This is a genomic window from Dorea sp. AGR2135, assembly GCF_000420885.1.
GTDB classification, from domain to species: domain Bacteria; phylum Bacillota; class Clostridia; order Lachnospirales; family Lachnospiraceae; genus Dorea; species Dorea formicigenerans.
Window position 1 is genome coordinate 62,941 of record NZ_ATVU01000007.1, and the last position, 24,564, is coordinate 87,504.

Consider the following 24,564-nt stretch of genomic DNA (forward strand, 5'->3'; position numbering starts at 1 on the left):
CTCTTCTTATCCATTTACAATGTATTCATAAATGTCCTCACGCACTGGTGTCTCCAATGCCCATTCAATTTCTACTGCTGTCTTATCTGTATTTGGCATAATAAATTCTTTTTTATTTCCCGTTGCAATTACTCTTCCAAGATAATAAAATTCCTTGGATATCTTATCGTCTTTATTCTTTCTTACAAAAAGATGTACATCAATGGAACTTCATTTCTTTCCCAATTCAGTAACCGACACGCGTCTTCATAGGTATATTTCTGATATAATACCAAATCTGTATCTTGATAATGAACACTATAATTTTCTTTATATCGTGTTATTCCAAAATCCAGTAATTCTTCTAAAATAGAACGGAAATCTGAATTATCTAACATTTTCATAAATGACTTTGATGCGCTATAATCGTCCCCTTCTTTTTCTAAAAATACGCACTGTGCGTAAGTTTTCTTAGCTGCGCTTGTCGGAAATTCATTGGTCATCACATTTATAATATTTCCTGCACAATTATCATCTATAAAATGGTGATATTTTTTTGATGATAATTCACGCAACCAACCTATAGGATTATTGGGACAATCCATCAAATATTTTAGTAATTCCAGTTCATATACACGTTTTCCACTGGCAAGTTTTTTAGAAATAAATCCAATTACTTTTTCCTCATCTTCAGACAGACGAATCGTGTACTCTTTTTCATATTTCACAAGGAATTTGTAATAAGAACCCAGACTGCTGTTATCGAAAATTCTAAGTACATCCATTTCTCCATATTTATCAAAATCTGCTAATGCAGGAATGTGTCCCAATTTATTTTTTAGATTCGTATAATTCTCCCGGATCAACTTAATATCGCTAAAGTTTGCATTATCAATTGCTTGGAAAATGCGTTTTCTCGATATTTCATCAAAATGAATCGTACTGGCACCTGGAATGATCCTTCCACCTTCTGTCACATAGCGACGAATGTTATCTTTATTGTAACTTCGATCTCCTGACAGAGCAATCGGAATCATAAAGTTGTTTTGATAATTTCCAATAAAATCCAAAACTACTACATACTCTTTATCTTCCGCTTTTCGCAATCCTCGTCCTAACTGTTGAATAAATACAATCGGAGATTGTGTTGGACGAAGCATGATGACCTGATTAATTTCCGGAACATCAACACCTTCTGAGAATATGTCTACAGAAATAATATAATCCAATGCATTTTCCGATTCTTTTCCTGCTAGTCTCTCAATAGCCGCTGCCCTCGCCTCTTCTGAATCATTTCCACTAAGCACCAATGTTCTCCAGCCATTTTTATTAAATTTCGCAGACAGTTCTTTTGCTTCATCAATTCGACTACAGAATATCAACCCTTTCACACGCTCTCCACTATAGCCAAAATATCTTGCCTGCTTCATCACATTTTCCACACGTTCGTCAGAGGTCAGATGTCGGAAATTCTCTATCTTTTCTTCTGAAGATTTTCCTCCATCTGCAATAAGATCCAAATCTGTAATTCCAAAATAATGAAATGGGCACAACAAATCTTCTTCCATTGCATCTTGCAAACGAATCTCGTATGCAATCTGATGGTTGAAAATCTCATAAATATTTCTTCCTTCCAAATTGTCGTCTCGTTTATCTGGTGTTGCAGTCATACCAAGCCATAGCTTTGGCTGAAAATAATCCAATACTTTTTTATAACTATTGGCAGCACTGTGATGTGCCTCATCAATCACAATCGCATCAAACCTCTGCCTACTATATCTCTGTAATGTCTCCTCTTTACTCAGTGTCTGAATTGTCGCAAATATATAATCTTTGTCATATTCCTGATATTTTCCAGTCACCATTCTCATTGAAACCGAACCACCAAACACCTTGCGATAGGACTTAATTGCCTGTTTTGCTATTTGATTTCGATGCACTAAAAATAACACTCTCTGAAACCCCATTTCGCGCATGGCAAATGCCGACGCATACGTCTTTCCAGTACCCGTCGCGGAGATCAGCAATGCTCTCTCTTCTCCCTGCTCCAGAATCTTCCTCAGGTTTACTATAAATCTCTCCTGCATAGAATTCGGCTTTAATCGATATTTTTCCAGCGATGGAATTTCTTCACTTTTCGCAATCTCGCGCTGATGCTTTATAATATTGTAACGCTCTTTGTAAATTTCATAAAAATCATTATAAGGTAGTGCATACTCGCTATTCCAAAGATTATTGAACTCTTTTATGATTTCTTCTGCAACGTCTCCATTTTCCGTAGAAATCAGTTTCGTATTCCACTCTTTATTAACCGTAAGTGCCGCACTTGTCATATTGGAACTTCCAATGATAATCCTATAAATCTCTTCTTTCTTGAAAATATATCCCTTCGTGTGGAAGCCATTCCCAGCAGCTTCCACGTCATACATTTTCAACGTAATATTTTTCAATCCATTGAGTTTCTCAAGTGCTCTCGGCTCACTGAAATTCAGATAATTCGTCGTAAGAATCTGTCCCTTAACACCCTTTTTCTCAAGCTCTTTTAACGTCTGAAGAAGCGGTGTCACACCACCCATCGTGATAAATGCAACACTGATCTGGAACTGATCACAGCGCAGCAATTCATCCTCCACAGATGAAATAACTTTCTTTCCCTCTTCCGGATTGTTCGATACAAATGCTGGCTTGTAAGCCAGATTCGCAGCTACAGAACCATTTATATAAGCGGCACTTAAGCCATTTTGCAATTCATTGATCGTATTCTCGTATCCATGTAAAAATCTTCCTCTCATTCCGTAATGAGCAAAACAAAATACTCTGGTTAGTATTATACCTTATGGAGGGAGGGGTTGTCATTGAAATCTGCTTTGTTTACGCTCTCGCTCCATTTTTTAACGCGTACCCCCCTTCTATTGCCCTTTTCGGGGCTATCTCACTAAGTATTAGTGCGCAGCTTCCTTTTTTTGCTTCTTAGATACATCTTACTCCGTAAGCTCCCAACTTACTTTACTTCCCTTTGGCTTCTTCGTGACTTCCTGGCTTCTTTTCTTGACTCTTCATCTATGGCCTTTCCGATGAATAGCTGGGCTGGCTTTTCATTGAGATTTCTTATGCTTTTTTCGTTGACATTTAATACTGTTCAATGTATCATATAAGCAAGAAATGGGTTTTGTTACTGAGTAAAGTCATTTGACTGGAAAAGGTTGCTCGTTTCTTTTTTTATTTTCATGATATCGTATAAGTAATACTTCCCATCTTCATCGTGTCTGACCAACATCGCAACATTAAAGACGTTGTATCTCTCTATTTCTCCATCATCACCAAATACCGGAAGAGCAAATCTTGAATCATATGAATACCAACCATATTTAGCATCTTTACTATGCTTCTCCTTACGATTATCTTCATAAACCTCGTTCGTTGCTATTTTAAGCAATTCCGGTAATCCCTGTGCGGCATTCGCTTTTGCTTTCGCATTTGCTCCTTTCAAAATCCGAGTATAATTTGAGTGCGTATACTCATCAGGAAGATCCGATCCAATATAAATCATCTTATTGCAATCTTCTATCTGATAGAATTCTCCTACATACTGGCGTAAATACTTTTCAACTTCATCCCAATTAACTGCTCTTTTTCCCTTGAACAGAATATCGTGAATAAATACTGTTTTCTTTCCGTTCAAATCTTCGACAACATTTACTTTTCTCTCCAAGTTAACCTCCTAAATATTTACGTGTTGTAACGCATTGCGTTATGCTTATTGCAAAAAAATATACAGAGGATACATTTTAATTATCTCCACTTTTGATTTAACGCTCTATTTCCGCTCTGTATTTCAACAATCGCAGTAAATAATCCGGAAGTTCTCTTTTCTCTGCTTCCCAATCTTGAACGGTACGATACGGAATACCATAGTAGTCACTAAATTCACGTCTGTTCATTCCCATTTTTTCTCTTAATTTTTTTACTTCTTTTCCTCTACTCATGATTAAACTCTCCCGCCAGAAACAACGCATTGCGTTACTTAATAGTACCCGATATATGCTATGTTGTCAATTCGCTATATTCTCACCTCTCATCATATTTTCGCCCATATATTTTTATAAAATAGAAAAAATCGGCCCGATATTCGTACTATGCTTCGCTTATATTCATATATGGATAAGTTTTCAAACCTTGACCCTTGAGTCATACTGCTCTACCAGTCTTTTCACTTCTCCTTGCATCTGTTCTACAACTTCCTCCGGTGAAAGTATTTTCACCTGTTCGCCCAGTGAGAATACCCAACCCAAGAACTGCTTGCTGACGTGTACATCTACATTTACAGTAAAATGATTTTCGTCTGCTGGTATGAATATAATGTCTTTTCCGAATCGGTCGATGATAACTCCTGCCAGACGATTATCTACCAGAAGCTTTACGGTCTTTTCTTTTCCGCCGAACATTCCGAAGCTTTTCTTGGTATAGTCTGCCATATCCAGTTGTTTGAAATATTCTTTTCCTTCGCGTGCTTCTGCAGACATTTTGATATGAAGCATTTTGTCTACCCGGTAATGCTTGATCAATTCTGCTTCTGAATCATATCCTACGAGATAATAATTCTCATCATCCCAAGAAAGTCCCCATGGACTGATATGATACCAGGCGCCGTCATGCCGAAGCTCCATTTCTTTTTTCACATTCCACTGATAATACTGGAACTTGATTTTCCGGTTCTCTGATATCGCATTATGAATTGCATCAACTGTATAATAAATGCTTTCGTTCATGGCCTTGATTCTGCCGGACACATAGACTTGTCGCTGCAGTTTCTGTGCGTCATATTTACTGACCAGCTTCTCCAGCTTTTTAATCAGTGTATTTGTCTTCTTTTGGGTGATGAATTTCGAAGACTGAATTGCATCTACCAGAAGCTTTAATTCCGGAAGTTCAAACGGACGCTCTACCACATGATAATGATAGCGGTTTCCTACAGGCTCGCCTTCCACTTCTATCCCCAGCTTTTCCAGATCTTTCAGATCATTATAAAGACTTTTCCGGTCCGCAGTGACTTCGTATTCTTCCAGCTTTTCTTTAATTTCCGGCATTGTGATATAGTGCTCTTCATCTGTATTTTCTAACATAATCTGTGCAAGTCGATATAATTTGAACTTCTGATTCTTTCCTTTTGGCATCGCAGCCTTCCTCCTCACCTGATGATAGTTTGATTGTATCACAGATGGAAATAATATGGTACATTCAACTCCCCCATAAATGAAAACAGGCCGACCTTTCGGCCAGCTTGTTTTCATTTATTTTTCTTATTCTCTTATAATAATGATGTTGGGGCCAAAAGCCCCAACTATGATGCCTACGGATTGTTCCGTGCGTTGCACTCCCACAATCCTCCCAATTATTCGCATATCGTGGGATTGTCATCCCACTTTTAGGCTCATATTGGGGCGGATCCCAAGGTCTTTCATCCACTTATGAGCAAGCTCATGTGGATTTAGACCTTTTGACCCTGGCATCATAATAATTTCAATCTTCTACGAATAATTCTCTGTCAAGATTTATTTCACTGCTCCACCTTCTACAACCAGATCCTCTTCGTAGTCTTTTCCGTAAGTGTCTACAAGTGTCTCTTCGTAATCTTTGTGGAAGAACTGTTCATCACCAAGTGATTTGATTTCCTCATTTACCCAATCAAGCAATGTATCGTTTCCTTTGGATACTGCTGGTGCAATGGTGTCTTTATTTCCAAGTTCAGAGATTCCAACTGTGTAACCTTTGTTCTGAAGTGCAAATGCGATAACCTCTGTGTTGTCGTTTGCCCATGCTACACCATTTCCATTTTCCAGAGCGTTCTTTGCTGTTGCGTAGGAATCATATTTCTGAAGTGGAATGTCCGGATAATTCTCTGTCAGGTAAGTCTCTGCTGTTGTTCCGGAGATGACGATCATCTGGTCTTTACTGTTCCAGTTGTCCAGGCTCTTGATAACGTTGCTGTCCGGAGATACAACTCCAAGTGCTACGTTCATGTATGGAAGTGCGAAGTCTACTTCTTCTGCACGCTCGTCTGTGACTGTGAAGTTTGCAAGGATCAGATCAACTTTTCCTGTCTGCAGATACTCGATACGGTTTGCAGCTTCTGTAGATACAAAGTTGACTTTTACACCGAGATCTTTACCGATTCTGTTCGCGAAGTATACATCATATCCCTGATATTCACCGTTTTCATCAACATATCCAAATGGATTCTTATCGGAAAATACTCCGATATTGATTGTTCCGTCTTTTTTGATTTCATCTAATGTACGATAAACAGTTCCGGAATCTTTTTTTGCTGAGGAATCGCTTCCTTTAGAATCATCGGAGCTTGAGCTTCCGCATGCTACAAGTGCAAATGTACTTGCGACTACGGTTGCCAGTGTAATTAATTTTTTCAGTTTTCCATTTTTCATAATACAAACTCTCCTTGTCTCATTTCTTATATCAAAACTCTTATGAGTCTTGCTTTTTCTAAAAATTTCCTGTTACAGATGGATTCAAATATCTCTCTTTACAGACTCAAATGTAAATGTATTCAAGAATTTCTTCGCCCGATCTGTCTTCGGGTGTTCGAAAAACTCATCTGGTGTTTCATCTTCTTGTATTTTTCCGCCTTCCAGAAATATGATCCGGTCTGCGACAGCTCTGGCGAACTGCATTTCATGGGTAACAATTATCATCGTTCTGCCTTGCGCTGCCAGGTCTAAGATTACGTCCAGCACTTCACGGACCATTTCCGGGTCAAGTGCTGCTGTTACTTCATCGAAAAGTAAGATTTCCGGGTGCATGCACAATGCACGGACAATTGCAACTCGCTGCTTCTGTCCTCCGGAAAGCTCTCTTGGATAACTTCCGGCTTTTTCTTCCAGTCCAACTCTTCTAAGAAGCTTCATGGCTTCTTCTTTCACTTCATCTTTTGAGCGTTTTTGGACTTTCGTAGGTGCCAGTAAAATATTATCTAATACAGTCAGATGTGGAAACAAATCATAGCTTTGAAACACCATTCCTATTTTCTGTCTGAGGCGGATCAGAGATTTGCTTTTCGGGTCGATGACCTCCCTTCCCAGTTTGACCACGCCGCCCTGGATTGGCTCCAGGGCATTGATACATCGAAGTAATGTACTCTTTCCACAGCCACTTGGACCAACTACCACAATGACTTCACCTTTCTTTACGTCAAGACTTACATCATCTAAGATGACTTGATCTCCATATTTTTTTATCAGATGTTCTACTGTAAGTAATGTCTCTGCCACAATCTATCACCTCCATCTTCTTTCCAGATACTTTGCAAGCATACTGATTGGCCAGCATGCGAAAAAGTATAATAAAAATACTACAAGATAAATGCCAAATGCAGCATTTGGACTGCTCATTCGATTTGCCTCGATGATCTGCTGTGAGACTTTCAGCACTTCCACCACACCGATCATCAGGATCAGGCTTGTAGTTTTGATCATTCGTGTGATCAGATTGATGGATAGTGGAATGAGTCTGCGAAGTGTCTGCGGAATGATAATGTACCAATAAGTCTGCACTTTGCTCAATCCTAATGCCTCGCTGCTTTCATATTGATGTTTCGGTATACTGATAAGCGCCCCTCTTACCAGGTCACTCATTTCAGCTGCTCCCCAGAATGTAAATACTATAATTGATGCATTTTCTCCTGATAAGTCCCAGCCAAACGCTCGCGTTGTCCCGAAAAATACGAGAAATAACAGTACCATTTGTGGCATGATTCGTACAATTTCCAGGTAAATGCGAAGAATCGATTTGGTAATTGGATTTTTCCAGGTCATCAAAACTCCCAGTACGATTCCAAGTGGAATGCTTATGACTACGGAAATCAGGCTAATCTTCAGTGCCACTCCAAGTCCTGCCAGCATTCGCATGAAGTTCTGTCCTTTTAATAAAACACTAATCCCCAAATCCGGCATAACGCAGCCTCCTTTCCAAGAGACTTCCCAATATCGAAATTGGAAGTAAGATCAACAGATAAAAGACTACCAGTAAAAACAGGCTTTCTGTTGTCTTGTAATAAAGTCCGATTAAGTCTTTTGCGGTAAACATAAGGTCCATAAGACTGACTGCACTAAAGACACTCGTTTCTTTCAAAAGAAAGATTACATTTGCCATAAAGGCCGGTACACTTATTGAAAATGCCTGTGGCAGTACCACGTACCGCATAACCTGCAGTCGGTTCATGCCAAGGCTCAATGCACTTTCTGTCTGAACCTCTGCGACTGTCTCCAGTCCGCTTCGAAACGCTTCTGCCATATAACTTCCTCCAAGAAATGTCAGTCCTGCGATTCCACATGTCTGCGGATCTGTCTGGATTCCAATCTTTGGAAGCCCATAATATATAAAAAATAATTGTACAAGCAGTGGTGTATTTCGACTGAGTTCGATATAGACCGCTACAATTTGTCTTGCGGCCGGTACTTTTTCATATTGGATGATTGCACAGATCAGTCCGACGATAATCGCACAGATAACTCCGGCTAATCCAAGTTTTACAGTCAACAAGGCAGCTCGTTCATACATTGGCAAATATTTGATAATAAAATCCCAGTTCATTGCCTTACCCCTCTCTCACGATTTTTAATCTCTTGCTCCTTTCGATTTCATGAAAGCAATGTTATCACTCTTTTCCTAGTTAGTCAATAGGTTTTGTATGAAATGTTGGATTTTTTCCAAATCTATAATCAATAGCTAGCTATAGATGTTGGCTATAGCAGTTTAAAGTAAGATACGCTTTGCCGGCATCATAGATATTTTTATCAACATTGCCTGATTCTATTATATGCATACCAACTTATATAAGTTATGAATCTTCAAGAAACAAAAAAAAGCCGACACTTTGCATTCTTCGCAAAGTGTCGGCTTTTTTCTACTTTCTGATATCCACAACTCCTGCTTCCAGCATACCTTCGTTAAAATCATAGGCACCGCCTTCACCGTCCAGATTCAGGTACATATCCGCCAGATTATCTTCATTGACGATCCATGCCATGTTGACTTGAATACTCTCGCCCGGTTTCAGAGACGAAATATAATTACCACCATTCCCATAATCTTCTCGCACACTACTGTAGGTCATTTCTGCAGTATGCGCCACGCCGTCCCAACTCACACGGTCATATCCGTTACCGGACTGTTCCATTGCATTATAAATATGGTATTCACCATTTTCATGACGAATCAATGCCAGATTTCCGATATACAACATGTGCTTGATTTCCTGATCTGAATTATTTGTATACGTGACTGTTGCATAAACAAGTTTCTGATTTACATTTTCTGTCTTTACGACCTGATCTACTGTATTGACACCATCACCGGATTTGATATAAGAAACTTTATTCTTTACAAGTTTTCCGTTGGAATCGATTACATTTTCCCATTCTTCCGGTAAGTCTGCACCGTTAAGCAACTTCAGATCATCCGCTGTCTGAACTGAATCTACGTGGGCAGAAATTTTATCATTTACGATATTGTTTCCGTCTTTATCTTCTCCTGATACAGATAATGTAAAATCTTCGCCAATCTTGTACACCTTTAATTTATCCTCAGACACAGACGTTACCATTTCATCTCCGGTCTCAACGTTCGGGTTGACCTCATCACTCCAGGTATACATCTTCGCTGTTTCCATCATCTTGTCATTTTCTGTAATCTCAAGATTTTCTGCTACTTTCACAGCATCATCTTTCGATACATCATCTCCGATATAGATTGTGATCACACGGTATTTATCTGGGCAAAAGAGATAGATTCTTTGGTCAAATGTACCTTTTTCAGTCTTTAAATTATTATATTTCAGATATACGCCTTCGTATTTGCCAAATGTTCTCTCCTCGGACTCGACAACATTTTTATTTTCCAGTGCCTGATTCAGATCATCATTGTCCAAAAGTACGGACGCAAAACTAAATCCACCCATACGTTTGCTTTGCGGATATTCCAGATGTGACTCGTCTACCCATTTCATGCCATCCGGAATATATCCGGTCTTGAAATCAATATCGTGAATCTGCGCCGGAAGATCTGCTAATTTATTTTCTGATGTTATCCCTGTCTTCACACTGTAATCGCCCTGTTTTTCCACATACATGCGGTACATTTTCACACCCGCATAAGCTGCTGTGGAAGTTGCCAGCACGCAGACCATTACTGCCGCTGCCACTCTTGCACCGTTCCATCTCTTCCTTTTCTTCGGAATCTGTATAATTGTAGTTCCCTGAAGCTGTCTGTCTACTTCATTTTGTATCATTTCATGAATAAAATCCGGAGTCTCTGGAATATTGTTTTTCATATCTTCAAACCTCATATCGCCGCCTCACTTTCCTGCAAATTCATTCTAAGTTTTCCCCTTGCCCTGGCAAGTCGTTTTTGTACTGCGCCTTCCGTGATATCCAGTATCTGTGCGATTTCCCGGATATTAAAATCTTCGATATAATACAGGATTACCGGAAGTCGCAATTCTTCTTTTAATGCATTGATTGCCTGGTACAATTCACTGTAATCAGCCTTTTCCTTTGTCATCATTATTTTTTCTGTCTTCGCCTGCTCATCCATCATATCCAACGAAGTCAGTTTACTGGATTTTCGCAAAATGGTATAACATTCATTGATCAGGATCCGAATCAGCCATGTTCTGGCATATTTGTCATTTTTCAATGTTTGAATCTTGGAAAATGCCTTTACAATCGTATCTTGAATGGCATCAGCACAGTCCTGATCACTGTATAAGATTGTCTTGGCTGTAGAATATAACTGCCTCTCGCAGTCGAGAATCAGTACTCCCAATTGCTCTTTTGTCACTTTAACACCACCTTTATATCGGCCGATTTATTTTTCTTACATAGATTAGACGCATATGGATAGAAAATATCCCGAAAAATATGAAAAAAAATAGCTGCCCTGTATCGTAAATATTTTCAGGACAGCTATCTTGTGATAACGAATTATGAAATTTTCCCTGCCTACTCTGCTTTTTTTATAATTCCAACCCCTATTGGATATGGTCCTGTGTGTACCCCGATCGTTGCACCGATCTGGCGGATTTCAATCTCTTCGATTCCGAGACGTTCTTTTACGAGATTTTTTAACATCTCCCGGAATTTGACTGCCTCTTCATAATCATATCCATAGCCGATGCAGAAGCTGTACTCGCCTGGTTTTGCATGGATTTCATTCAGATAATCTTTTGTCATCTCCACAACCTTTTTCATGGATTTGATGCGGTTTCTTGCAAGTCCGGAACTGAAGATTTCCCCTTCTTTCAATGTGATCATCGGTTTTATCCCCAGTGCACCTGCTGCTATCCCCGCAAGTTTTCCGATTCGTCCGCCATGCCTTAAATAATCAATGCTTCCGATTGTAAAGAAGATCCGGCCGGTCTCACGGATAGGAAGGATTCTTTCAATGATTTCCTCATAATCCAATCCCATGTCACGCATTCTGCATGCCTCCAGTACATAAAGTCCCTGAAGAACGGTATTGACCGTGGAATCAATCACTGTGATCCTGGCTTCTGGATATTCGTCCTTTACCATCTCTTTTGCAACCGTTGCAGATTGCAGGGAGCCACTGAATTTTGTCGTAATACAGATGCAGATCACCGGAATATTTTCCTTTGAACTTTTTACAAATGTCTGATAAAAATCATCCACTGACGGCATAGATGATTTTGGAAATACATCCGGGTGGTCTACCATTTCCTGATAAAATTCCCGAATTCCAATCTCTTCTATTTCTTTCTGATAAGTCTCACCGTTAAATGATACATAAAATGGTACGACTTCTATATCATGTGCATCTGTGATTTCCTGTGGAAGATCCAGTGATCCGTCACTGACGATCTGAACTTTCTTTTGCATAACTACTACCTCTCATCTCATGAAATTACGATTCTATATTGTTCTGATTTCCTTTGCATACCCCGAAAATATCAGGGGTACAGAATGAATTATTCTAATACATAGTTTCTAATACTACTTCTTATAGAAACGTAAAACAGTATAACACAAAGGCAGTATTATGTACACGCTTTGGGCAAATAATTTTCTAAAATTTTAGAATTAAACCATATGCTTTAAGTTTGGATCTCTTGTCACTTTATACTTGATTTATAAATCTTAAAAATGCTTCTTTTCCTTCTGGTGTCCGTTTGTAAACTCCGGCCTGTTCCAGAACTTTTGAAAAGACAATTCCAGTCTCTTTCTGAACGATTTCTTTTACATTTTCTGCTGTAATTTCGTAGTTCGCTGCAATATCTGCCGCCCACTTTGCATGAGACTTGGTCAGCGGATCTTCTGTCATATCCTCACCGGAAAGGAGTTTTTCTTCCACTGCCTCCAGCTCTTTTTTCAGACGTCCCGGAAGAATTGCCAATCCCATAACTTCAATCAGGCCGATATTTTCCTTCTTAATATGATGGAACTCTTCATGTGGATGATAAATTCCAAGCGGATGATCCGGCGTTGTCAGATTGTTTCGAAGCACCAGATCTAATTCAAAATCTTCTCCTCTGCGACGGGCAATTGGGGTGATTGTATTGTGAGGTTCTCCATCTGTCTCTGCAAGAATCATAGCTGCTTCATCTGTATACCCACGCCAGCTTCCAAGAATTTTATCCGCAAGATTAATTAATCTTTCCGGTTCTTTTGCATTTAAACGAATAACAGACATTGGCCATTTTACAATTCCTGCTTTTACATCTTCGTATCCTTCAAAAGAAATCTCCGTCTCAATCGGTGCGCGTTCCATTGCAAATGTATAATGTCCGCCCTGGAAATGATCGTGCGCCAGAATGGATCCTCCAACAATCGGAAGATCTGCGTTGGAACCAACAAAATAATGCGGGAACTGTCTTACAAAATCTAATAACTTCGCAAAGCAGGCTTTATCAATTTTCATCGGTGTATGCACTTTATTAAAACAGATGCAGTGTTCATTGTAATATACATATGGAGAATACTGCAAATACCAGTCAGTATTGTTGATTATCACTGGTACAATACGGTGATTCTGTCTTGCCGGATAATTGAGTCGTCCGGCATATCCCACATTCTCCTCGCAGAGCATGCAGCGTGGATAATCGGAAGCTGGTTGGTTTCTTGCTGCTGCGATTGCTTTTGGATCTTTTTCCGGTTTTGACTGGTTGATGGAAATGTCAATCTCACCATATTCTGTCTCGGTCTTCCAACGGATATCTTTCGCAACTCTGTCCTTTCGGATATAATTCGTGTCCTGACTGAACTGATAATACCAGTCCGTTGCCCTCTGGGAAGATTCTTCCTGAAATTGTTGAAACTTCTTCATCACCTGTACCGGTCGCGGTGTCAGGCTGCCCATGAGTTTTGTATCAAAAAGATCGCGGTATACGACTGAATTTTCTTCCAGTACGCCACGCTCATATGCATCATCGATCAATGTGTCCAGTATCTCTGTCAGACCAGCTTCTTTTCCCTTTGCTGACTCTTCCCATGAGAAAGAATCTGCCTGCATAACCTCCAAGATCCGGTTTACTGCCCATACTTTTTCTTCCTGCTCGATCAGCTCTTTCTCCAATGCATAATTCACTAACGCAGTAATTGCTTCATTTCGATTCATCTCATTTCCCCCTCATTCTTTAAAGGATAAGTCCACCAGCTGGACGGATACTCAATACATGACAGCATCCTTCACTCAACATAGTTTCCATCGTTTTCTTAAATTCACACACATCTTCCACCGGGACAAATGCCTGGATTGTTCCGGCAAATCCACCTCCATGTACGCGGCATGCACCCTTTCCATTCAGCGCTTTCTCAGCCACGGCCAATGCAACTGCCATGTCCTGATGTGTGATGGCTGCTGCCGGTGTAATATTCTGAAGAAGTTCCCATGAAGAACGTCCGGACTCTTTTACAAGATTTAAAAACGCCTCTTTATCTTTCCGCTCCAGTGCATCTGCTTCCTCTGCTGCTCTTCTGTCATCTGCATAGAAATGTAAAGCCCTGAGAACTGCCCTGTCTCCTGCTTCTTTTCTGACCTGTGCCAGATCTGCCAGCAGATCTTCTTCTTTGACTTCGCGAAGTACTTTTTTACCAAAATGCGCTGCCACTTTGCTCATTTCTTCCGGAATAGACGCATATTCATTGGTAAGTGCTGCATGATCCGCACCACAGTCGATGATACAAAGTGCAAGTCCCAGTCCTGTAAGATCCGCATTGATGGATCTTACTATCGGGTTTGCCGGATCTTTAAAATCAATGGCTACTGCATCTCCCACGGAAGAAGCAGTCTGATCCATCAATCCACATGGTTTCCCAAAATATTCATTTTCTGCTGCCTGACCGATTTTTGCGATTTCTACTGCATCAAACTTGTCCTGACAAAACAGATGATTTCCCGTTGTTCCAATCAGCACCTCACACGCTGCGGAGGAAGACAGTCCGGATCCAGGCAATACCGTTGATGTCACATACATATCAAAGCCTGCTACCGGATATCCTGCTTTATGAAGCTTGGCCAGCACGCCTCTTATCAGAGAAGCAGTTGTTTCTTTTTCTTCTTCCTTCACTTCCAGATCAGCAAGATCAACACTTGTCATTGGCCAGCCTTCTGACTGAAAATGCACAACACTCGTTCCGTTTAATGCGACACATGCCAGAAAATCCAGATTCACTGCTGCCGCCAGCACTCGTCCATGCTGATGATCGGTATGATTTCCACAGATTTCTGTACGCCCAGGCGCAGAACAAAGTGCGACCATCGTATCTTCTGTTGCTCCAAAGCTCTCCTTAAATCCTTCCATCACATGTATGGCTCTTTCTCTTGCTGCCTTCAGATTCTCACACCCGGTCTTCAGAAGTGACGCATCCAAATCTCCATTTTTTACCATCTGATATACTTCATTCCACTTTTTCAAAATATAGTTCCTGCCTTTCCTATATGATTTTATATGATGTTGGGGTCAAAAGCCCCAACTATGATGCCTACGGATTGTTACGTGCGTTGCACTCCCACAACCCTGGCATCATTTATATGTTAATATATTTAACATGCTTATTTTTTCAGAAAATGTTCCCGGTTCGGGTATTCCTGACGAAATGCCTGAAGTGCCGCCTCCTGTAGAAGGGCAAATTCTTTATCCATGTGCAATGCATGGGGTGCCTGAAATGCAATGGCGCTGATCTGTTCCGCGATTTTTTTCACAACTCCCTCATCCGATAACTGTCCCATTCCAAACACAAGTGAAGTAAATCCTCTTCCGTCTCTGCTGACTTCCATAAATTTCAAAAAGACATTTTTTAATTCCAGCAGAAGATTTTCTCTTAATTCTTCGTCCAAAGAATCTGCATCTGCCAGACATAATGTACTAATAATCTTTGCTGCCTGTTTTCTTCTTTGTCCGCCAAAATCTAACGATGTGCCTTCTGCCAGACATTTCAGTTCCATCAGGCTTCCTACGAATGCATCTTTTGTCGGTTTTCTCTTTCCATATCTGGCGACCCATAATTTTTTTCGGAACACATCCGCCTGCGTTAATTCATTTTCTGTATTCTGTTTTAGTAATTCCAGCCTTTTTGGCGCATCTGTCTCCTGATAAAATGTCTCGATCCATACTGCTTCCATTCACTTCTTACCTCGTCTGTCGTTTTATAAAATCTTCCACATTACTGCTGTATACCGGCTGATACTCAGAAACATAATACCTGCCTTCTTTTAACTTGTTTCGGTTCACATCTTCTCCTCGAAAAATCTCTACAGCTAGCTTCGCTATCTGCAACGCCTGATCTTCTTTATCATTATACACTGTCCCCTGCATTTCACCAGCTTTTATTGCTTCCAATGCATCATCTAATCCATCAATACCGAAAATGACCGGCCACTCTGCCTGTTCATATCCGGCTTTTCGATATGCCTCCACAGCTCCAAGTGCCATTTCATCATTGTTAGAAATGACAAGTTCAATTCCATCTTTATACTGACTGATCAGGCGGTTCATTCGGTTTTCGGCCTGTCCCCGGTTCCAATCTGCGAACTGATAACTTAATTTTTCCAGATTTACCTCTTTCTCGATCAATGTTTTTACAGAGAAATCCGTTCTGCTGATTGCATCCTGATGCCCAGCTTCTCCTTCCAACAATACATATTGTATTTCACCATCCTGATTCTTGTCTACTTCCGGATGATTTTTAATATAATCTGCCGCTATCTCTCCCTGCATCACTCCAGATTGTTCTGCGTCACAACCTACATAATACAGGTCTTCCCACTGCATCAAATCCTCCCAGACCAGTTCCCTGTTAAAGAAAATAATCGGGATGTCATTCTGTTTTGCCAGCCTGATGATCCGGGACGGAGCAGTTCTGTCTACCAGATTGACGCACAAAACATCACAACCGGCATCAATCATCCCTTCCACTATATCATTTTGATCCTGCTGATCATCATTTCCATTTTTTACAGATACGGTAATCTTCATATCTTCTGTTTCCATAGATTTCAGATTTTCTTTTAGCTTATCTGCCAATGCATTGATAAAAGGATCATCCTGTGTATATGTTACAACACCTACACGCAACACTTTATCAGATTTTATTTTTCCTGATCCACAGCCGGAAATACACAGCATCGCTACCATTACAACAACTGCACAGACACTTTTTTTTCTACATTTTTTACTCATAGGAATATAAAAACCTTTCTATTTCGTCATCTAAAAGCTTAGTATCCTGATCCATAATCTTTACTTCCGTTTCGTGGCTTTCCATTTTGTAAAGTCTGTTTTTTATTTTCTTTGCAATTTCTTCTACACTTTTATATCCTATCTCATATCCATCCAGTACGACAAGCCCTTGTGTCTTTCCGTAATCCTGAAGTGCAATTGCTTTCATACTGCTTCCGATCCCATAAATCTTCGTTCCTGCTCCCTGTTCTTGTGTTTCTTCCTGTGCTTCCTCCTGCGTTTCCTCCTGCGTTTCTTCAAACTGGTCTCCCAGTTGATCTAATGCACCGGGATCTAACACTACCAGCGTATCTACTTTTGGCTGTTCTTTCACTTTCTCGCAGACATCCTGGTCTTTTTCCTGATAATAATGCCATAGGATCTGACAGTCGGAACCTTCCAGTGCATCCGTAAGCCCGCGGACTGCACTGGCTGCCGCTTCCGTATCTTTCCTTCCCACAACAATTCCTATGGTCTGTTTTCTTGAATTTATCTGTCCGCCAATATATTTTCCCATCTCATAGTAATCTGGTGCGACTACCGAAAACTTCGATGTTGCTTCTGCGTCTTCGGTATACAGATCTTCCACGACCAAAATAACCGGAACATCTGAACATTCTTTTGTCAACATCTCTTTTGTATCTGTTCCAGGTGCAGGAAGCACAATAAATGCATCGATATGATTATTTTTCTGCTCTTCGATAGCTTCTTTTTCTGCTTCTGCATTTTCAATATCATCTGTGTTGCAAATGACCAGATGTATATGATTCTCTTTTGCCGACTGCTTCATTCCTTTGATCAGAGAATCCCATCTCTGGTCTCCGGATTCCGGAAGTATTACGGCTACTCTTTTTTCCGGCACGTTCTGAATAAAAATCTTCCACACAAAAAACAGTGCCAATACAAGAAGAACCAATTCCATAGCAAAGAATGTTATTTTATTCTTTTTCATATGCTTTCCCCCTCTGGCTGTATTTTTGCATTTCCAGCTTTTCTGCATTTTCTTTTGTGTATAGGATTGCCGGAATGTGAATAACGACTTTCGTTCCTTCATCAGGTTCACTGTAGACAGTAAGTCCGTATCCTTCACCAAACATCAGTTTAATTCGGGAATGAACATTAATCACTCCGACTCCTGACCCATGTTTTGGAACTTTGTTGTTATCTGTCAAAATATTTTCCAACACTTCTTTGCGCATTCCCATTCCATTATCTTCTATACTAATGTATATATCATTGTCTTTCTTTTCCCCAGATACTACAATTCTTCCATCATCGTCTTCATCCATATGTCCGACTCCGTAATAGATCGCATTTTCCAAAATAGGCTGGATGACCAGCTTTACAATACAGTAATTATAAAGTTCTTCCTCTATCTGAAAATCTATCTTAAATCTTTCTTTATAGCGTACCAGTTGAATATTCATATAACTACGGCTATGCTGAAGCTCATCCTTGATTGGAATAATCGTCTTGCCCCTTGACAGGCTGACTCTCAACAGTTTTGCAAGCTCAGAAATCATAATGACCGCTTCTCGATTCTTCTGTGCTTCTACCATCCAGGTAATAGATTCCAACGTATTATAAAGAAAATGTGGATTGATCTGACTCTGAAGCGCATCCAGTTCACTTTTTCTCCGCTCGTTTTGCTGACGCATAATTTCTTCCATCAACTGTTCAATCTGTTCATATGATTTCTGCACGGAATATCCAAGATGTCGCACTTCCAAAGAGCCTCCAATATAAATATCCGGTTTTTCTCCGGCTTCATAAGCCTTCACGGAAGCATCTAACTCGCGGAGCGGCTTTGATAATTTCTGGGAAATTAACCGGTTTCCCTCCAAAAGCAGCATCATCAATATAATGATCGTTGTAAAAATATAATATCTGAAGTTGTTAATATTGGCTGTCTGCACACTTTCCGGTATCACACCGATCAGTTTCCAGCCTGTATAGGAAATACTTCCGACAATAACATTTTCTTTACCGTTGCCAGACGATATCTCATAGACTCCATCCTCATATCCTGCTGCCTTAAGGCTGTTCTCTTTGAATAATTCACGGTCTATCTCTGCTCTTCTTGGATGATAGAGAAGCTCCCCGTCCCGATTGCAAACATAATAGTAAACTCCGTCCGAAGACTCATTGATCTGCTTTAAAACATTTTCAACAACAGAATATTTCATATCTACCAGAAGCACTCCGCTCCCCGGTCTATCTCCGTCGTTAATATCAACCGAACGACTGAGCGAAATGACTCGATGATACCGATAAGTTCCGTCCTGGAACAAGTTCTGTACATGAGGCATGGAAAAATGAATGTTTTCAATCGCATTTTCCGCATTCTGATACCAGTCCTGGTTTTTAATCTCTACATTTTCTTTTTCTAAAGATACCGGCTCTGAAGCAATAAGATTTCCGTCACTTCCATACAATGCCATACTCTGTATCTTATCTGAATTCGTCTCATACAGCAGACTGAACTGCTTTGCAAATTTCTGACTGGAAATATCAAATTCCTGAATAATATTGTAGTTAGCCGCATTAAAAATCTGTCTGATATCTAACAGATCAGAATTCAACCGGTCCACGCTGCTTTCGACCGTTGCTTCCGTATTCGATACAGCGGTATTATCCATTGCCAGTTTGAATCTGTGGTAAAGCAGCAATCCCATTACAGTAATTGTAATCAGTGTCGATGCCATAAGAACAGACATGATAATGGATTGTATGTTAAATCCGCCTTTTCTTTTCTTCACGCTTTCTTTTCCCCTCATATGGATTATTTCTTTAAATGTTCATTCCGATATTTCGAAGGTGACATCCCAAATCTCTTTTTAAAAACATAGCTGAAATAATTTGCATCCAGATATCCCACTTTTTCTGCAATGATATAACTCTTTTCTGTCGTATTCAGCATCATCTCTGCCGCAATATCCATCCTGTAATCGGTCAGATAAGAAATAAAAGATTTTCCCATCTCCTTTTTGAATATAGAAGAAAAATATGAATTGGAAACTCCAAGTGCTGAACACACATCGTCAAGTGTGATCTCTGACTCCATATATCTTTCTCTCACAATATTCTGAGCCTCTGTCACAAGACGTCTTGACGTACTGTTTCTGGCATTTTTCAACTGTTCGCTGATTTTCAGCGACATACCTATGATCCAGGATGTCAGTGCACTTTCATCCATCTGGGATACTTTTTGATATAAATTCGGTACATTTCCGGACATTTCATTAAAATCCAGTGAATTATTGGAGCAGAATTTAAAGTAGCCGCTTACGATCTCCATGGTAGCAAGGTTGTACTGTCCAATCGTCTTTGCATTTTTATGAAGTTTTTCAATCTCTTTTCTGGCCGCTTTCTCAATCTCTTCCTCATCGCCTACATGAATAGCACGAAATAGCTCCTGCATTCTCGCTTCTTCCTGCTGCGTCTGGATTTTCGATTCTTTTGGTACGATTTCTCCAATATTGATTGCCCGCTTTGTTCCATACAAAACTCTATAGGAAACTGCTTCCCTGGCGCCTTCATAGGATGTACTGATATCATAAAGGCCTTCACATGTCGTTCCTACTCCTGCTGTGACAACTGCTCCCATAATCCGATAGGCCCATCGACAGAACCTGTCACATTCATCGGTAATCTGAACAAGATTCTCCTCCGTGTCCACTTCCAGTACTAAAACTGTATTACCAAGATAGATAAACTCCTGACACTTCCATTTTTCTGCCAGTCTCTGCTTGATTTCCCGGTCTACCGACATGGACAAAAGCAGCGAATCCATTCCCTCCGGTACATGATTCGCCGAAGTATGAAATACAACACAGCAAAAAAGCGGTCCCTTCATATCGATCTGATATGCTGTCAGAAATCTCTTGTAATCTTCTTCACTCACTCTTCCTTCAATCAGTGAGATCAAAAAATTAGATTTTAATGCCGGGAGCGCTTCCTGGAAATAATCTTCCAGTTTCTTTACATTTAACTTCTCTTCCCGTTCTTTATCTAACGTATCTTTTAACCTTGTCAGACATTCTGATAATTCCACCGCATTGATTGGCTTTAACATATATTCCTTGATTTCAAGATGTACTGCTTCCTTCGCATATTCAAACTCATCAAAACCGGTACAGAGCATAATGTATATATTCGGATAATCCGCACGCACTCTTCTGGCCAGTTCCAGTCCATCCATATAAGGCATCTTGATATCTGTTAAAACGACATCCGGCTGAAGCTTTTCTATCAATTCTAATGCCTTCACTCCATTTGTCGCGCTTCCTACTACTTCAAACCCTAATTCATTCCAGCGGATCTTTGCTTCCATGACATCAATGACTTCTTCTTCATCATCCACAAGAATTACTTTATATCGTTCCATCTTAATCCCCTTTTTGTCCCTATTTCAAGTTTTTTATCATAAATCGGGAACTTTTAATCCCCATTCATTATATCAAACATTTCCCGGATTCTAAACAATCATTATACAACTGCCAGCGGCTTTTATAATATAGCAGGAATTTTCTTAAGACTCCTGCTATATTATAAAAGCCGCCCCTTTCATCTATAAGACGAGCAGGGCGGCTTTCACCTTTTATGTTTACCTGCGTAAACAGCCTTTTTTAACTATTATTTTTTCTGTACATATTTCAGACAGTCAAGTGTAACGGCTGCCAGAATAATGATACCTTCAAAGATAAACTGAAGGTTTGTATCAATACCAAGAATTGTCAGAGAGTATGTCAGAGATGTAAAGATCAATACACCAGTTACAACTCCTGAAATCTTACCGATACCACCAGTAAAGGAAACTCCACCAACTACACAGGCTGCAATAGCGTCCATATCCCAGCCCTGTCCATAAGCTGCACTACCAGATCCAACCATTCGGAGACACTCGAGCCAGGAACCAAATCCATAAAGAATACCTGCCATGATAAATGCTCCCATTGTTACTTTGAATACGGAAATACCGGATACGGTTGCTGCCTCCGGGTTTCCACCGACTGCATAAAGGTTCTTTCCAAATGTTGTCTTGTTCCAGATGAACCATACAACAACTACTGCGATGATTGCCCATAAAATAATCATTGGGAATCTTCCTGCCTTTGGAATAAAGATATTCGGAATTGCCGGATCAATTGCTCCAAAAGAAACTCCCTTTGTTGCATATGTAACAAGACCGAAGATGATCAACATGTTCGCCATTGTTGAAATGAATGGATGCATCTTAAATCTTGCCATAAAGAATCCGGCGATCATAGCAAATACGGTTGTAAGAATGATACATACACCTAATGCTAATAATGATTTTGGAATTGTTCCCATATTGGAAAAATCAAAAATGTGACCAAATACACCACCGGTGTTAATTCCGTTATGCATAATAATGGTTGCTGTAACCATACCCATACCAACCATACGTCCTACAGAAAGGTCGGTACCTGTTAAGAGGATCAGGCCTGCAACACCAAGTGCGAGGAACATTCGCGGTGAAGCCTGCTGTAAGATATTCAGGATATTCGTTGCTGTAAAGAGCTGTGTATTTTTCACAATTGGTGTAATGATACACAGTGCAATAAAGATCAGGATAATTACAATATACAGACCATTCTTATACAGGAACTGTGTCATATTGAATGTATATTTGTAATTTTCAATTTTCTGTGCCTGCTTCTGAGCAAATGTGTATTTTGACATTCTCAGAAGATCAATCAAATGGAACTTATGCATAAATGCATCATGTTTTCTGTCCTTGATTTCCTGAAGTCTGGACTCATGTGCCATCTGCGCATCATATAATTTATTCTTATATGTATACTTCTCTGCTTTGATCTCTTCCGCATCTTTCAGGCTTCCAAGTGCTTTCTTATGCTCTTCCTGAAGCTGTGTTTTAGTTTTTTCAAAGCTGCTGTTTTCTGCTTTCTTCTCAGCTTCACAGCTCTTGACAACAATGTCATAGTATTCACTGCTGTAATGCTTGGAAAGATACCCTTCTGCATCTGCAATCAACTTTGTAATCTGCTCTTTATTTGCAGCCTCTGTTGCTTTTGCTTTCTCCAGTTGTTTTTTGCTTTCCTCAATAATCTTGTTCTGCTGCTCTTTTGTTAAATTCTTATTCTCTTTTGCAATTGCAATCTGATTTTTTAAACTATTGACTTTGTCAGATCCTTCTACACGAAGTGCATCGATCTGAGCCTGTATCTTACCAACATATTCGTCAATCGGCTTTAAAAGCTTTGCTTCTTCTTCAGCCGAAATAATTACGTTGTTCTCTGCCATATCTAATACTCCTCTCTGTTACAAATATTTCGCACTGAGTCTCAATAATTCTTCCTGATCTGTCTCTTTTGTATTTACGATTCCGGCCAGACGTCCATTTGACATAACGCCTATTCGATTCGTAATTCCAAGAATTTCAGGCATCTCTGAAGAAACTACAATAATTGTCTTTCCTTGCTTTGCCATATTGATAATCAGTTCATAAATCTCGTATTTTGCACCTACATCAATTCCTCGGGTCGGATCATCCATCATGAATACGCTCGGTGAGCGCTCCAGCCATTTACCGAAGATAACTTTCTGCTGATTTCCTCCGGAAAGGCTTGTGATCATGTCATCCGGTCCCATACATTTTGTATGCATGATTCTGATCTCTTCTGCGGTCGCACGTACCATTCTGTCATGAGACAATGCAACGCCGCTCTTATAATGGCTCATATTGGCAATGGTAGTATTAAATGTAATATCACCTTTTAAGAACAGACCATTGGCTTTTCTTTCCTCTGTAATCAGAGCAAATCCATGATCCATTGCATCTTTCGGGGAGGAAAAGTTCATAACTTTTCCATCATAAATTACATTTCCTTCTGCTCTTGTACGTATTCCAAAAATCGTTTCCAGAAGTTCCGTACGTCCGGCTCCTACCAGACCATAAAATCCGAATATCTCTCCTTTTCTGATATCAAAGGATACATTCTGAATCTTTGGTGCATATTTTGTTGAAATATTTTGTACAGAGAGAATTTTCTCTCCCGGTTCATTATCTACAGGTGGAAATCTATTATCCAATGAACGGCCAACCATCGCTGCGATCAGCTCATTCATATCGGTATCTTTACTATCTTTAGTCATAACAAGACTTCCATCTCGAAGTACTGATATTTCATCACAAATTTCAAAAATCTCGTCCATCTTGTGTGAAATATAAATCAGTGAAATTCCCTGTGCTTTCAACTGACGCATCATTTTGAAAAGCTTTTCTACCTCTGGTGCTGTAAGTGATGATGTTGGCTCATCTAATACAATCACCTTAGAATGATATGAAATTGCTTTCGCGATTTCACACATCTGGCGCTGTGACACAGACATTTTCTTCATTGGCTGAGTCAGGTTCACAGTTATTCCAAGTTGACGGAACAGATTTGATGTTTCCTTTTTCATTCTTGCTTCATCAACAACTCCAAAAGAGTTTTTTGGATATCGACCAAGAAACATATTGTCGATAACACTTCTCTCCAGACACTGGTTCAATTCCTGGTGTACCATCGCTACGCCATTTTCCAGTGCATCTTTCGGCCCAGAAAAATTCACTTCCCGGCCATCTAATATAATTGTCCCCTCATCTTTCTGATAGGTTCCAAAGAGACATTTCATCATTGTCGATTTTCCGGCACCATTTTCACCCATAAGTCCCATAATGGTTCCAGGTTTGACATTCAGGTCAATATGTTTTAGAACCTTATTTCTGCCGAATGACTTACTCATACCTTTAATCGATAAGATGTATTTATTCTTATCCTCTGTCATAGCCCTGCTTCCTTTTCTTA

General features: G+C 39.9%; 19 protein-coding genes and 1 pseudogene. All 20 read right to left on the reverse strand.

The features are described 5' to 3' along the window. Positions 1-6: 6 nt before the first annotated feature. Positions 7-2,771: pseudogene (locus G593_RS18410) on the reverse strand (DUF3427 domain-containing protein). Positions 2,772-3,151: 380 nt separating this feature from the next. Continuing rightward, positions 3,152-3,691, reverse strand: a complete 540-nt coding sequence (locus G593_RS0106410; RefSeq protein WP_029731162.1) for a hypothetical protein — start codon at positions 3,689-3,691, stop codon at positions 3,152-3,154. A gap of 97 nt (positions 3,692-3,788) precedes the next feature. Continuing rightward, positions 3,789-3,965 (reverse strand): helix-turn-helix domain-containing protein, encoded by a 177-nt coding sequence (locus tag G593_RS18415; protein ID WP_044994178.1) that lies wholly within the window; start codon positions 3,963-3,965, stop codon positions 3,789-3,791. Positions 3,966-4,148: 183 nt separating this feature from the next. Continuing rightward, positions 4,149-5,153 (reverse strand): helix-turn-helix transcriptional regulator, encoded by a 1,005-nt coding sequence (locus G593_RS0106420; RefSeq protein ID WP_029731163.1) that lies wholly within the window; start codon positions 5,151-5,153, stop codon positions 4,149-4,151. Between the two features lie 378 nt (positions 5,154-5,531). Further along, positions 5,532-6,422, reverse strand: a complete 891-nt coding sequence (locus G593_RS0106425; protein WP_005339926.1) for a transporter substrate-binding domain-containing protein — start codon at positions 6,420-6,422, stop codon at positions 5,532-5,534. Between the two features lie 84 nt (positions 6,423-6,506). After that, positions 6,507-7,265, reverse strand: a complete 759-nt coding sequence (locus tag G593_RS0106430) for an amino acid ABC transporter ATP-binding protein (RefSeq protein ID WP_029731164.1) — start codon at positions 7,263-7,265, stop codon at positions 6,507-6,509. 6 nt (positions 7,266-7,271) lie between these two features. Next, the gene (locus G593_RS0106435; RefSeq protein WP_029731165.1) at positions 7,272-7,946 is read right to left on the reverse strand and encodes an amino acid ABC transporter permease; all 675 of its coding nucleotides are present in this window, start codon (positions 7,944-7,946) and stop codon (positions 7,272-7,274) included. After that, on the reverse strand, positions 7,927-8,586 hold the full coding sequence (locus G593_RS0106440; protein ID WP_029731166.1) for an amino acid ABC transporter permease: 660 nt from the start codon (positions 8,584-8,586) through the stop codon (positions 7,927-7,929). The genes G593_RS0106435 and G593_RS0106440 overlap by 20 nt, the downstream gene beginning before the upstream one ends. Before the next feature lie 313 nt (positions 8,587-8,899). Beyond that, positions 8,900-10,324, reverse strand: coding sequence for a DUF4367 domain-containing protein (locus G593_RS19365; RefSeq protein WP_242827052.1), 1,425 nt, complete (start codon positions 10,322-10,324; stop codon positions 8,900-8,902). Positions 10,325-10,335: 11 nt separating this feature from the next. Continuing rightward, positions 10,336-10,833 carry an RNA polymerase sigma factor gene (locus G593_RS0106450; protein ID WP_029731168.1) on the reverse strand — a complete coding sequence of 166 codons (498 nt, stop codon included), beginning with the start codon at positions 10,831-10,833 and terminating at the stop codon, positions 10,336-10,338. Positions 10,834-10,994: 161 nt separating this feature from the next. Then, entirely contained in the window at positions 10,995-11,891 is an 897-nt protein-coding gene (locus G593_RS0106455) for a DegV family protein (protein WP_029731169.1), read from the reverse strand. A 238-nt stretch (positions 11,892-12,129) separates the two neighbouring features. Further along, positions 12,130-13,626: a UDP-glucose--hexose-1-phosphate uridylyltransferase gene (gene galT, locus G593_RS0106460; RefSeq protein ID WP_029731170.1), complete on the reverse strand. Its 1,497-nt coding sequence runs from the start codon at positions 13,624-13,626 to the stop codon at positions 12,130-12,132. Positions 13,627-13,645: 19 nt separating this feature from the next. Continuing rightward, positions 13,646-14,926, reverse strand: coding sequence for a galactokinase (locus tag G593_RS0106465; protein ID WP_081646502.1), 1,281 nt, complete (start codon positions 14,924-14,926; stop codon positions 13,646-13,648). 137 nt (positions 14,927-15,063) lie between these two features. Next, positions 15,064-15,633 (reverse strand): DUF6553 family protein, encoded by a 570-nt coding sequence (locus tag G593_RS0106470; protein ID WP_029731172.1) that lies wholly within the window; start codon positions 15,631-15,633, stop codon positions 15,064-15,066. A 7-nt stretch (positions 15,634-15,640) separates the two neighbouring features. Then, entirely contained in the window at positions 15,641-16,690 is a 1,050-nt protein-coding gene (locus tag G593_RS0106475) for a galactose ABC transporter substrate-binding protein (protein WP_005339906.1), read from the reverse strand. Then, a complete protein-coding gene (locus tag G593_RS0106480; RefSeq protein WP_029731173.1) occupies positions 16,683-17,681 on the reverse strand; it encodes a substrate-binding domain-containing protein in 999 nt (332 codons plus the stop codon). Before G593_RS0106480 ends, G593_RS0106475 begins: the two co-directional genes overlap by 8 nt. After that, on the reverse strand, positions 17,668-19,506 hold the full coding sequence (locus G593_RS0106485) for a cache domain-containing sensor histidine kinase (RefSeq protein ID WP_029731174.1): 1,839 nt from the start codon (positions 19,504-19,506) through the stop codon (positions 17,668-17,670). Before G593_RS0106485 ends, G593_RS0106480 begins: the two co-directional genes overlap by 14 nt. Positions 19,507-19,511: 5 nt before the next feature. Beyond that, positions 19,512-21,116: a response regulator gene (locus tag G593_RS0106490; RefSeq protein ID WP_029731175.1), complete on the reverse strand. Its 1,605-nt coding sequence runs from the start codon at positions 21,114-21,116 to the stop codon at positions 19,512-19,514. Between the two features lie 248 nt (positions 21,117-21,364). Further along, entirely contained in the window at positions 21,365-23,017 is a 1,653-nt protein-coding gene (locus tag G593_RS0106495; RefSeq protein ID WP_029731176.1) for a galactose/methyl galactoside ABC transporter permease MglC, read from the reverse strand. 18 nt (positions 23,018-23,035) lie between these two features. Further along, the gene (locus G593_RS0106500; RefSeq protein WP_005339896.1) at positions 23,036-24,544 is read right to left on the reverse strand and encodes a sugar ABC transporter ATP-binding protein; all 1,509 of its coding nucleotides are present in this window, start codon (positions 24,542-24,544) and stop codon (positions 23,036-23,038) included. Between the last annotated feature and the right edge of the window lie 20 nt (positions 24,545-24,564).